Annotated in this window: 7 protein-coding genes; 2 read left to right on the top strand and 5 right to left on the bottom strand. The window is 62.2% G+C overall.

The window, feature by feature from the left end:
* Nucleotides 1-15 precede the first annotated feature (15 nt).
* Nucleotides 16-4,113 (top strand): FAD-dependent oxidoreductase, encoded by a 4,098-nt coding sequence (locus AC1RRC_RS04485; RefSeq protein ID WP_493054059.1) that lies wholly within the window; start codon nt 16-18, stop codon nt 4,111-4,113.
* A 355-nt stretch (nt 4,114-4,468) separates the two neighbouring features.
* Here AC1RRC_RS04485 and AC1RRC_RS04490 read toward each other — a convergent pair whose 3' ends face one another.
* The 5 genes from AC1RRC_RS04490 to lipP1 form a co-directional block, all read right to left on the bottom strand.
* On the bottom strand, nt 4,469-4,915 hold the full coding sequence (locus AC1RRC_RS04490) for a hypothetical protein (RefSeq protein WP_493054060.1): 447 nt from the start codon (nt 4,913-4,915) through the stop codon (nt 4,469-4,471).
* Entirely contained in the window at nt 4,912-6,117 is a 1,206-nt protein-coding gene (locus AC1RRC_RS04495) for an RHS repeat-associated core domain-containing protein (RefSeq protein ID WP_493054061.1), read from the bottom strand. The genes AC1RRC_RS04490 and AC1RRC_RS04495 overlap by 4 nt, the downstream gene beginning before the upstream one ends.
* A gap of 12 nt (nt 6,118-6,129) precedes the next feature.
* Nucleotides 6,130-7,845, bottom strand: coding sequence for a hypothetical protein (locus AC1RRC_RS04500; protein WP_493054062.1), 1,716 nt, complete (start codon nt 7,843-7,845; stop codon nt 6,130-6,132).
* Complete coding sequence (locus AC1RRC_RS04505; protein ID WP_493054063.1) at nt 7,842-10,292, bottom strand: DUF6531 domain-containing protein; 2,451 nt, start codon at nt 10,290-10,292, stop codon at nt 7,842-7,844. The genes AC1RRC_RS04500 and AC1RRC_RS04505 overlap by 4 nt, the downstream gene beginning before the upstream one ends.
* Nucleotides 10,293-10,613: 321 nt before the next feature.
* Nucleotides 10,614-11,549: a LipP1 family hormone-sensitive lipase gene (gene lipP1 / locus AC1RRC_RS04510; RefSeq protein WP_493054064.1), complete on the bottom strand. Its 936-nt coding sequence runs from the start codon at nt 11,547-11,549 to the stop codon at nt 10,614-10,616.
* A 157-nt stretch (nt 11,550-11,706) separates the two neighbouring features.
* Here lipP1 and AC1RRC_RS04515 point away from each other — a divergent pair, with 157 nt between their 5' ends.
* Nucleotides 11,707-12,741 carry a 3-ketosteroid-9-alpha-monooxygenase, oxygenase component gene (locus AC1RRC_RS04515; RefSeq protein WP_493054065.1) on the top strand — a complete coding sequence of 345 codons (1,035 nt, stop codon included), beginning with the start codon at nt 11,707-11,709 and terminating at the stop codon, nt 12,739-12,741.

The following is a 12,741-nucleotide window of genomic DNA, read 5'->3' on the forward strand; positions in this document are numbered from 1 at the left end:
ATTGCGAGTGATTTTATGAGCGCATTGATCCACGCCTGCGGCGCCGCCTTGCTGCGCCACCGGGGCGCCTTGCTGTGGCTGTTCCTGCTGGCCACTATCGCCCTGGGCTTTTCCGCCACCCGTGTCCGGCTCGATCCCGGCTTTGCCAAGACCGTGCCGCTGCAGCACCCGTATATGCAGACTTATACGGAATTCGCCCGCCAGTTCGCCGGCGCCAACCGCATCCAGGTCAGCCTGCGCTGGCGCGGCGAGGGCGATATCTATAACGCGCAATTCCTGGCCGCGCTGCGCGAAGCCACCGATGACGTGTTCTTCGTGCCGGGTGTGGTGCGCAGCCGCGTATCGTCGCTGTTTACGCCGAACACGCGCTATACGGAAGTCACCGAAGCGGGCTTTTATGGCGATGTGGTGGTACCGGCCCGGTTTTCCGGCTTGCCCGATGAACTGGCGCTGGTCCGGACCAACGTGGCCCGTTCCGGCCAAATCGGCCAGCTGGTGTCGAATGACTTGAAATCCGCGATGGTGCAGGCGGAATTGCTGGAAACCGATCCCGCCACCGGCAAGAAGCTCGATTACGTGGACGTGGCGAACCGCCTGGAACAGTTGCGCGCCAAATATGCCGCGCGCAACATCGATGTCCACATCTCGGGCTTTTCCAAAGTCATCGGTGATGTCATGGAAGGCATCAATGGCGTATTGGGTTTCTTTGGCGTGGCGTTTGCCATCACGGCCTTGCTGCTGCTGGCCTATACCCGCTCGCCGCGCATGAGCGCCCTGGCGCTGGCGGTGGCGCTGATGCCGGTGGTCTGGCTGCTCGGTGTGCTGCCGCTGATCGGCTATGGCATCGACCCGATGTCGATCCTGGTGCCGTTCCTGATCTTCTCGATTGGCGTGTCGCACGCGGTGCAGATGACCAACGCGTGGCGCCAGGCCGTGCATGCGGGGGCCGATGGCCGCAAGGCGGCGCTGGATGCCTTCAGTGCCCTGTTCGTGCCGGGCACCCTGGCGCTGCTGACCAATGCGCTGGGCTTCCTCGTCATCATGACGATTGACATCGCCATCGTGCGCGAACTGGGCGTGACGGCGTGCATCGGCGTGTTGCTGATGATCTTGACCAACAAGGTGTTCCTGCCGGTGCTGCTGTCGTATTGCAGCGCGCGGGTTGCCGGGCCCGCGCCGGACCGGCGCGCGGCGCGCAGCGCCTTCTGGTGGACCCTGTCCGCCGCCGCTTCGCCGCGCGTGGCGCCCTGGGTGATGGCGGCGAGCGCCGTGCTGCTGGGCGTGGGCGCCTACGGCGCGCGCAGCCTGCATATCGGCGACATTGGTTCCGGCGCGCCGGAATTGCGCGCCGACTCGCGCTATAACCGCGACCACGCCGCCATCAGCGGCCAGTACAACGTGGGTTCGGATGTGCTGTCGGTGATTGCCGTTGCAGGGGCCGACGCAGGTGCGAAGGACAGCGCGGCGGACGCCTGCCTGCGCTATCCCGTGATGAGCGCCATCGAGCGCTTTGAAATATACATGCGCGGCGTGGCGGGTGTGCGCTCTGTCGTCAGCGTACCGTCGCTGGCGAAAGTCACGATCGGCGCCTACAACGAAGGCAGCCCGCGCTGGCAGGCATTGCCGCGCACCAGCGCCGGACTGCAGCAGGGCGCCCGCAGTTTCAATCCGGACGATGGCATGAATACGGAAAACTGCAAGGCGATCCAGGTATTGGTGTACACCGATAACCATGAAGGCGCGACCATCGCTCATGTGGTGGCGGAAGTGAAGGCGTTTATCGCCTCAGGTGGCGCCGCGCCGGTTGAGCTGCGGCTGGCCAGCGGTGACGTCGGCGTGATGGCGGCCACCAATGAAGCGGTGGAGCAGGCCGAAGTCGGCATGCTGCTGGCGATCTTCGGTGCGATCACGGTGCTGTGCCTGCTGACGTTCCGCTCAACGCAAGCCGTCTTGTGCATCATCGTGCCCCTGGCGCTGGTGTCCGTGCTGTGCAATGCATTGATGCCGCTGCTGGGTATCGGCCTGAAGGTATCGACCCTGCCAGTGGTGGCGCTGGGTGTCGGGGTCGGCGTCGACTACGGCATTTACCTGTACGAGCGCATTGCGCACCAGATGCAGGTGGAAGGCCAGGAATTCCGCACCGCGTTTTATGAAGCGATGCGCCAGCGCGGCACGGCTGCCGTGTTTACCGCCGTGACGATGTCGCTCGGTGTGGCCACGTGGACCTTCTCCGCGTTGAAATTCCAGGCCGATATGGGCGTGCTGCTGGCGTTCATGTTCCTGGTGAATGTGCTGGGCTCGATCTTCCTGTTGCCGGCGCTGGCGGCGGGCTTGCTGTCGCGGCGTGCTGGAGTGGCTCCGCAACCGGGGCCCGGCGATGCTGCGCCGGTGGCCGATCCTGACGTGATTGTCGTGGGTTCCGGCGGCGGCGCCATGCTGGCGGCCATCCGCGCGGCCGATAACGGCTTGTCGGTGCTGGTGGTGGAAAAATGTGCGCAATACGGCGGCACCACGGCGATTTCCGGCGGCGGGATCTGGATCCCGAATAATCACCTGGGCGAGCAGGCCGGCGCGAAAGACAGTTTCGAGGAGGCGCTGGCGTATGTGCGGGCGTGCGTGACGCCGCATTTCGACGAGGCGCGGGTGCACGCCTACCTGCAGGCCGGCCCACGGCTGGTGCGCTACCTGCACGAACGCACGCGGGTACGTTTTACCGCGCTGCCGCATTACGCCGACTACTTCCAGCACAAGCCTTGCGCCAAGCCCGGTTTCCGCTCGCTGGACCCGGCGCCGTTCGATGCGGCGCAACTGGGCGCCGACTTTGCGCTGCAGCGCCCGCCGCTGGGCGCCACCCTGATTGGCGGCCGCCTGTCGATGACACAGACGGAGGCGCGCCTGATCCTCGGCAAGCATCCGGGCTGGATCGGCAAACTGTTGAAGATCGTGCTGCGCTATGCATTCGACCTACCCTGGCGGCTGCGCCACCCGGCCGACCGCCGCCTGACCCTGGGCGCGGCGCTGGTGGCCAGCCTGCGCGCATCGCTGCGCGACCGTGGCGTGCCGCTGTGGCTCGATACCCCGCTGACCAGTTTGATTGTCGAGCATGGCAAGGTGGCCGGCGTGGTGGTGCAGCGCGACGGCAAGCCAATGACACTGCGGGCACGCCGTGGCGTGATCCTGGCGGCCGGTGGCTTCGAATGGAACCAGGCCATGCGCGAACAATACCTGCCGCAGCCGACCCGCGCTGAATGGAGCGTGACGCCGCCGCACGCCAACACGGGCGACGCGATCCGCGCCGGCCAAGCCGTGGGTGCGCGCACGGACCTGATGGGCTACATGTGGGGCGTGCCTGCCGTGCAGGTGCCGGGCATGCCGCACACGCATCCGATTTTCGTTGAACGTTCATTGCCGGGCTGCGTGATTGTCGATGCGGCGGGCAAGCGCTTTGCCAATGAAAACCTGGCGTATTCGGAACTGGTGCAAACCATGTATGCGCGGGCGGAGCAGGGCCATGCATCCGCTGTTCCTGCCTGGATTGTGTTCGATGCGCGCTTCCGCAAGCAATATCCGTGCGGCCCGATCCTGCCGGGTTCCGTGATGCCGGACAGCCGCTTGCCGCCAGCCTTGAAGGAAGTGTTGCACAAGGCGGAGTCGCTGGAAGCGCTGGCGGCCATCATTGGCGTCGACGCGGCCGGGCTGCAAGCCAGCGTGGACAGCATGAACCGCTATGCGGCCACCGGCGTCGATGAGGAATTCGGCAAGGGCGACAACGTGTTCGACACGTATTACGGCGACATCAACATCAAGCCCAATCCCTGCCTGGCGCCGCTGGCGCAGGGACCGTTCTATGCCATCAAGCTGGTGCCGGGCGATATCGGCACCAAGGGTGGCATGGTGACGGATATCCACGCGCGAGTGCTGGGGCAGGATGGGGAAGTGATACCGGGGCTGTATGCGATTGGCAATTGCAGTGCGGCTGTAATGGGGACCACTTATCCGGGGGCTGGTTCCACGATTGGGCCTGCGATGGTGTTTGGCATGCTGGCGGCGGATCACCTGGCCGGCGCGGCGGAGGCGGTTGCGCTGCCTGCGGACCTGGCGGAAGCGTCGTAAGGCAAATGCCCTCGAATGGCTTCGGGGGCATTATTAACGACCGGTTACGGGGTTGCCACCCGCGTAGGCGGAAGATCTGTTTAAGCGTGAATCGGCGTCACAATTTTTTCCTGGACGCGATTGTAAGCCATGAATTTTTCTGCCAGACCAGTCAGTTGCCAGGATTGCCCGACAGGAGCGCCGCATCATCAAGGCCTTGCTCGACGGCATGATCATCAAGTAAAAGAGACGGCCGGGAAGGCTTGCCTCACCATACTCGCCTGGCAGTTTTCCGAACCCGTTGCGAATATCGGGGGGGCGCCATGACTCAAGAGGTAGTCAACTGCGCAGGAGCGCCTAGTTATAAACATGCTGATCAGGTAAGCTGTTCAACTTCCTGTTGAATGCGTGCTGCCTTTATCAGCAAATTGCCGTAGATATCAGCTGCATTTCCGAAAAATTCCGGATTCTCGACAATGAATTCTAAGCTTGACAGTATCGCGTATGATGCGGCTTTCACCGCTTGCGGGTCCGAAAGCAAACGGTCTTCGACAACATCAATGAACGCATCTGCTACATGAGCGCAGTCTTGCTTGCAATTGGCACGCAAATAGTCACCGAAGCCACCTATGTAGTACACGAAGGGTAATCGTGGCATATAGCGGATATCCTGTGCACGCATCAAGACGTCTTCCGAAAAAAACTTCCGCATATCAGCATTGGTGCGACCGAAAAAACTGCGATACGCGTCTTCCAGGTCAGCGTCCCCACTAAGGTCGCCCCAATCGGCTTTCGAAGGCATTTCCGCCAAAATTTTGCTCATGGACAGCCCTCCTTTTGTTTGCACGCCTTCCACTTTTCAAATAAATCCGCAGCTCTTTTCGCTTGAATCGCGATGTCGCGGGAATGGCGACCAGGCATCCAACGGTCATCCCAATCACTCATACTGCTAGCACAAGCAACTGCACGCTCCCATTCTTGCTTAATGTCAGCGCATCGGTCGCCTGTTGGCATTTTCTTATCTTGGCACTTGGATTTGTACCAGTCATGTTCCCCCTGTGCCTGCTTTTCTTCCTCCGGTGTACGCACGGGTTTCGAACTTGGTGCAACGCTGGCTTGTGGATGAAGCGCGTCATAGATGCTGCCTCCGAAAGGCTGACCAACAAAATGCTCCCAAGTGGAATTGAAGCCGAGTCCAATGCCCGCCCCGACTCCTGCTGATGCGGCAATCGCCGCACTTGCCGTTGCAGCGGTGGTGCCAGCAGCTCCGGCCCAAGTTAGCACGCTGGGAGGCGGAACAAATAAACCTGATGGGTCCGAGTACACGATCGGACTTCCCAGCGCATAGCCATACGTGTTAACCCCACCACCGAGCCCGATCGGATCACTCTGCACATACCGCCCCGACTGCGGATCATAATCCCTGAAGTAGTTGTAGTGAAGCCCACTCTCCCGATCAAAATACTGTCCCGCGAACCTGGGATTGAACTCAAACCGCGCCGCCGCGCCGGGCTGTTCATTTGGCGGTGCGGAACCAAACCCATCGCTTTCCCACTTCCACACGACCGCCTGGTTCTGGTCCGCGATCACGCGCGGCGTATCGAGCTGGTCCGTATGGATATAGTAGACCGCCGCGCTTGCCGCCGTCCCACCGGTGATTGTCAATGCGACAGGCGCGGAAACCAGCATGGTATTTTGCCCATCTGCCAGCCACGCATAGGCCTTGATCACGTATTTTCCTGGGCCCAGGCTGGGCAAATCCAGGCTGAACGGCGCCGTGGTGGCCTCGCCCAGGCGACTGTTGCCGTTGACATATTCGACCCGTGCCACCGTCACCGGATTCGGGTTGGCTGTCACCACCACGGACAATGTAACGTTGGCTGGCGCCACCGCGGCCGATGGGGTGACGGCCACGCTGACCGAGGTGGCGGCCGCCACCGCGGTGCAGCAGAGCCAGGCCAGCACCAGCCATGTGGCCATGTGCAGGGTTTTGAACAAGCCCGGGGTTGGGTGTTGGATGTGCATGTCGGGTGCTCCTTAGAAGCTGCCTTGGTAAAGCACAGGCGTGTAGCTGACCATGGAACGGGCAGGGCCGCTGAAGGTCAGCGGCACACTGATGACGGCGCCCGCGTTCAATGTCCCGGGCACGGTAACGTATGGCGCACCCGCGTCCGTGCCGCTGGCGTTGTCTAATGTGAGACCCGCAGTCAGGTTATTCAGCTTCAGTTGCAGGGGACCGGAAAGCGCAGCACCGCTGGTATTGGTCACCGCCACGCTGCCGGTATATTTACCGTTGACGCGGTTATAGAGAGCGCCATGCTGTGTCAATTGCACAAGGCCGCTGACATTGAGCGGGCCGCCCATATACTTCAGCACCGCGACCGGCACATCGTCCAGGTAGACATACTCGGTGGTGGCGCCAGCGGTGGTTTCGGCGATCAGCTTGCCGGCCAGATCGTAGTGGAATACGGTCGTGGCCGTGGGCGTCACCTTTTGTACGCGCTGGCCCAGGGCGTTGATCTTGTACGTGACCGGTCCGATTGCCGTATTCGCCGACACCATGCGCCCGCGCGCGTCATAGCTGAATTGCGGCCCGGCGCCGTTATTGGTGGTGCTGCCATTGGCATCCATCGTGACCGCATTGCCGCCGGCCGTGGCCAGGCGGTTGCTGGCCGCCGCATAGGTGTAACTGGTGGCGGCAGCGTTGAGCGTGGATTGCGTGCGGTTGCCCACCGCGTCATAGGTGTAGCTGCGGCTGCTGTTCGAGTACTGTTCGCTGGTCAACCGGTCCAACTGGTCGTAGCCATACGTGCGGCTGTTGTTGGCGTTGCCGCCATCCGTCACGCCGGTCAGGCGGCTGGCCGCGTCATAGCCGACTGTCTGCATCACACCTTGCAACGTATAGCTGGCCATGCGCCCGTCGAGGTCATAGCTGCGGCTGTACACCTGGCCATTACCAAAGGTCAGCGACTTCAACGGGCCAAATGGCCGATACACCACGCCACTGGCCAGCGTGGCGCTGGCGCCGGCCACAGTGGTGGTGACCGTCGCAATGCGCCCCATGCCGTCGCGCGTGTAATCGATACTGCGCCCGCTGGGATAGGTCATGCCCGACAGGCGCCCCGCGGCATCGTAGCGGTAGGCTGTCGCGTATGCCGCGCCTTCAATCGTCCGGGTTTCCGATAGTATCCGCCCATGCTGGTCATAGCCGTATTGCGTTATGCCGCTGAGGTCCGTGATCTTGTTCAGCCGCCCCAGCGCGTAATCGCCCTGGTCGTAGGCATAGGCGGCGCTGGTACCGTCGCCATAGCTGATCGCCGTTACCCGGTTCAGCACATCGTAGGTATAGGTTGTGACCTGGCCTTTCGCATCCGTGCTGGTGGCAAGATTGCCGGCTTCATCGTATGTACGAGTGGTGACGCCGGTATCGGGGCTGGTGGTCTTGCTCAGGTTGCCCAGGCCATCAATGGTGTAGGTGGTCACCAGGTTGCGTGCATCGGTGACCCTTGCCAGCTGGTCCTGGCCATCATAGCCAAATTGCGTCACCCCATTTTTTGCATCGGTGGTTTTCACGCGTCGGTTCAGCGCATCGTAGTCATGCTTTGTAATCTGGTTGAGCGGATCGGTCACCTGTTTCAGGTTCCCCATCGTGTCGTAGGCATATGCGGTGGTGGTGTTCTGCACCTGTGCGTGAGCGGCAGCGCCCGGCAAGGCCAGCACCGCTGCCAAGGTGGTAGGGATGGCGCGCATCATTGCAGGCCTCCAGTGATCTGGGTCAGCCGGTTCAGTGTGTTGTACGTGCGGCTGATCTGGCGCGCCAGTACGCCGCCGCTATCCTTCACCTGTTCACCAATGCGGTTGCCGGCCAGGTCCAGCGTGAACGTGACGCTGTTGCCGTCGCTGTCTGTTATCGCCGTCAGACGACGCGCGGCATCATAGGTGTACGACACCCATGCGCCATCCGGCTGCGTGGCTTTGATGAGTTGCCCCACGCCGTCATATTCATAGACAGTGTTTTCCCCTCCCGTGTTGCTGGACGCAAGCCAGCCGCGCGGGGTGTACGTCATGTCGGTGGCGAGGCCATTCGGGTCAGTGATGCGGCCCAGCCGGCCATTGGCGTCGTAGTTGCTCAATGTGGTGGCGTGGCCTGCGGCATTGGTGATGCTGGCCAGGCGCCCCTCGGCGTCATAGCTGTAAGTAGTGGTGGCATTGCGCGGTCCTGTCGCCGTGGAGACCTGGCCCAGCTCGTTATAGGCATAGGTCCAGGCCCGCGCCGTGCCATCGGCCGTCGCGTTAAAACCCTGCGCGCCCGAGGCGTCCGTGGTCGGCTGGATAGACTTTGTGACCAGGTTCCCGCCGACGTCATATGTGAACGTGGTGATGCGCAGCGGCTCCGCAATCTTTGTCCGCAGGCGCAGTGTTGGGTGCCATGCGGTTGTGATGGTCCTTGCCACGCCGGTGCCGGCGGCTTCGGTCCGGCTGGTCTCCAGGTTGCGGGCCAGATCGTAGGTGTAGTTGGTCTGGTTGCCGTTCCAATCCTTGGCCGTCAGTACATTGCCATTGGCATCGTAGGTGCGCGCCATCATGCCGTCGCAGCCGGCGCAGGGCTGGTCCAGCGTATCGCTCCTGGCAACCCCCAGGATGACTTTGAAGTGGTAATTGCGTGCAATGGTGACCGGGTTGGCCGCCGTGCCAAGATAGGAGGTGACGGTATTGGTTTGCGAACCGTCCGCGGCAGGCGTGCCATAGGCGATCCTGACCTTATCGACACCGCCCGCATGCTCCGACCCCACTACCACCCCCTTGCAGCTGTAATTCCAGCTTGCATAACGAAGACCCTTCTCGTCGGTGATGCCGGTCAGCGCATTGGGCAAATGGCCGTAAGTGACGCTGATGTTCGTGACGTTGTTGTTGCAGGGCGATCCGTCGTTGATCCGCGCACGCTCATTGTAGTGGTAGGTTTTAGACTTCCCGTCCGGGTAGGTCACCTGCGTCAGGTTGCCCGCGCTGCAGGCCCGATTGGTGGCGCCGCCCGGAACGCATCCGCCGGTGCTCCCATCGTACGCGTAGGAATAGACCTGATTCGCGGGATCACGCGCCTTGACGACGCGCCCCAGTGCATCGTATTCATACTGGACCTGCCGGTTCCAATTGTCCGTCACGCACACCAGCAAGCCAGCCTTAATTGCCGCACCCGGCTGCACATTCGGACATGCCGGAGCATCGGCGGGCACGCGCGCCAGGCTGGTATCGTTGGTGCTGCCATCGCTGTAGGTGAAGCGATGCGATGCGCCAGTTCTTGCGATGAATGCAATCAATCTGCCATTGGCGTCGTATTGCTCGGTATCGCCGCCAGGCGTGGTGTAGGTCCACAGATCCGGCGTGACGCCGTCCGCCGCGTATTGTGCACTGATGCGGGAATCGACATCGGCGTCACCCACCCAGGCATTGCCCGAACGGGTGAATACATAAACTTTTCCGTCCGGCCTGGTGGCGGAGACCGCTTGCGGCGTATTGGCGACGGGCCCGTTTTCGCAGAACTGGACGCCGGTATCATTGCGCGTATAGCACTTTGTCAGTACCCGGTTGGGCAGCAGTTGCACCTTGCGATCGATCGGGTGTGTCCAGTAAGTGCCGAAGGAGCCTGCTATGCCGGCAACGGCGTTCGGGCCATAGTTATAGGTGCGGGTCAGCGATAAGGGCAAGCCTGCGGACTGGTCTTCGTAATCGACTTCCCGTTGCACTTTGGTGCCGGAACCAGGGTTGATCGGATTACCGCACGATGGCTGCCGGTTCTGCGGGTTGGCGGGGCACGATGCGCCGTTGTCCTTGGGGTTGGACGGCGTTGGTGTCGGCACCTGGGTGATACCGATGCATTGTTTGGTATCAGCAAAGTAGCGGATCTTGTCGCTGTTCTTACAGGCATAGGCCGAAAGCAGGTAGAACCTGTAAGTGCCCGGCGGTGTGGTTTTATCCTGAATCCAGCCGCCATATATGCTGCTGTACCCGTCAGCAGGTACGGTTGGCGCACTGGCGCCGCACCAGGCGGTCACGCTTTGCCCTATGCTGCCCACCAGGTCGGCACATGCGCCGTACAGCGCGGCTCCCGTTTCATAGTTGCCAACCCACATGAAGTGCGTTCCCGGGATGGTCACTTCCAATTCCGCGTGGGCTTTGGCGCTGGCTAGCAGCATGGCCATATAAGCAAACTTCCTGCTGGGCTTCATCGCGGGCCTCCCTTGGCTGAGAGAACTGCGCTGGGCAAGGGCATCATTGCAGCGGATATGACAGGGAAACGTATCTCGGTGCTGGGAAAAGGCATCGCATCACTCCGGGAAATGTTGTGGTTTCTGCACAAAAGCAAAAATCACTTTAATCCGAAGTTCCTGCATGGATTCTCACCAATTATTTCCAGGTGAGCTTTTTCTGCAAAATCGCCGGCGGATGGATGCCCGGTCCGGTATGCGCGGTGGCAGGAATGCCACAGCAATCCCCGTTCCTCAAGCGGCAGCAAGCGCTACTCAGCCCAGCAACGCCTCCCTCACCTCCGCCGCCCCCACCGCCAGCGCCTCATCCGCCGCCGGCAGCACCCCCGCCATGCTGGCAAAGCCATGGAACAAGCCTTCCCAGCTGCGCAGGGTCACCGGCACCCCGGCACCGCGCAAGCGTTCGGCGTATTGCCAGCCTTCGTCATGCAAGGGGTCGCACTGCGCCAGCAAGACCGTGGCGGCAGGCAGCCCGGCTACCGACGACGACAGGCCTGGTGACGCCCGTATGTCGGCGCGGTCGGCGGCGGAGGGCGCGTACTGTTTCCAGAACCAGCGCATCATCTCGCCCGTCAGCAAATACCCTTGCGCATACGCCTGGTACGACGGCGTGCCGCAGCCGCTGTCGAGCACGGGATACAGCAGCAACTGGTGCTCAATGGCCGGCAATTCCTGCGCCGGATCGCGCGCCTGCTGGGCGCAGGCGGCGGCCAGGTTGCCGCCCGCGCTGTCGCCCGCCACGGCCAGGCGTGAAGCGTCGAGCCCGAACTGCGCACCCTGTGCCGCCACCCAGCGCAGCGCGGCGCACGCGTCGTCCAGCGCGGCGGGAAACACGGCTTCCGGCGCCAGCCGGTAATCGACCGACAGCACGGCGCAGCCGCTCAGGCGCGCCAGGCGGCGGCAGATATTGTCATGCGAATCCAGGCCGCACGCGACCCAGCCGCCGCCGTGGAAAAACACGATGGCGGGCAGGGTGGCGCCGGGCTGCGGGTGGTACAGGCGGGCGGCGATGGGACCGGCAGGGCCGGGCAGTGCACATTCCGCCACGCGGGCAACGTCTTCATTCAATGGAATCGGTTGCATTTGCGCAACACCTGCGCGGTAATCAAGCGCGCGCAGCGTCGCGTAATCGGGCGTCGGCAGGCTGGCGAACATCGCCAGGATGGCCTGCACTTGGGGATCGGTGGACATGGGAACTCCAGGAAAAGGTGGACGGCCGGTATCCGCGGCGCGGATGGGCTGTTGGCACTATCGGCCCGGCGGCCTTGCCGGGCATCGTCCGTTAAGACGATGCCGGAACCCCGGCAAATTCGTACTTTGTCTCTATACAAAAAAAGGAGACACCAGCATGGCAAAAGTTTACAAGATCGAAGCAGCCCCCGTGGCCAACCGCTACGCGCGCGGATGGCACTGCCTGGGCCTGGCGGACGATTATAAGGATGGCAAGCCGCATACGCTGAACATCTTTGGCCGCCGCCTCGTGGCGTACCAGGGCGAGTCGGGCGGCTTGCATGTGCTGGACGGCTATTGCCCGCACATGGGCGCGGATTTGAGCCAGGGCCAGGTCAAGGGCGATACGCTGGCGTGCCCGTTCCATGACTGGCGCTGGTCCGGCGATGGTTCGTGCAGCGAAATCCCGTATTGCAAGCGGGTGCCGCCCAAGGCGCGCATTGGCGCCTGGCCGACCATGGAGCAAAACAAGCTGCTGTTTGTCTGGAACGACCCGGAAGGTAACGCGCCGCCGGACAACGTCGCGATTCCCCGCATCGATGCGTCGTTCTCGGATGAGTGGACCGACTGGGTGATCGACCGCATGGAGATCAATACCAATTGCCGCGAATTGATCGACAACGTGGCCGATATGGCGCACTTCGGTCACGTGCACGGCGCGCAGGTGGTGGGTTTCCATAACCGTTTCGAAGGCCATGAAGCGGAGCAGGTGATGGTCAGCCGCAGCCCGCGCCTGTCGGCGGACGGCATCCTCACCAGCACCGCCACCTATTACGGCCCGTCGTACCAGATCACCGTCATGCAGGGCGAAATGAATGGTTATCCGGTCGATTCCATCCTGCTGAACTGCCACGTGCCGATTGACCTGGACCGTTTTGAATTGCGTTTCGGCGTCATGGTGCGCAAGTTCCCCGGCCTGGATGAACAACAAAACCACGCGGCCGCCATGCAATACGTGAAATTGGCGCAAGAAGCGTTCTATGAGGATGTTGCAATCTGGCATAATAAAACGCGCATCGACAACCCTCTGCTGTGCGAAGCGGACGGTCCGGTGTACCAGTTGCGCGAATGGTATGCGCAGTTTTATACCGATGCCGCGCAGGTGCCGCCGCATCTTGGCGAGCGCCGCATCTTTGAATCGAAGCTGGCCTGA

The sequence above is a fragment of the Pseudoduganella sp. GW821-FHT12E03 genome, assembly GCF_058807115.1.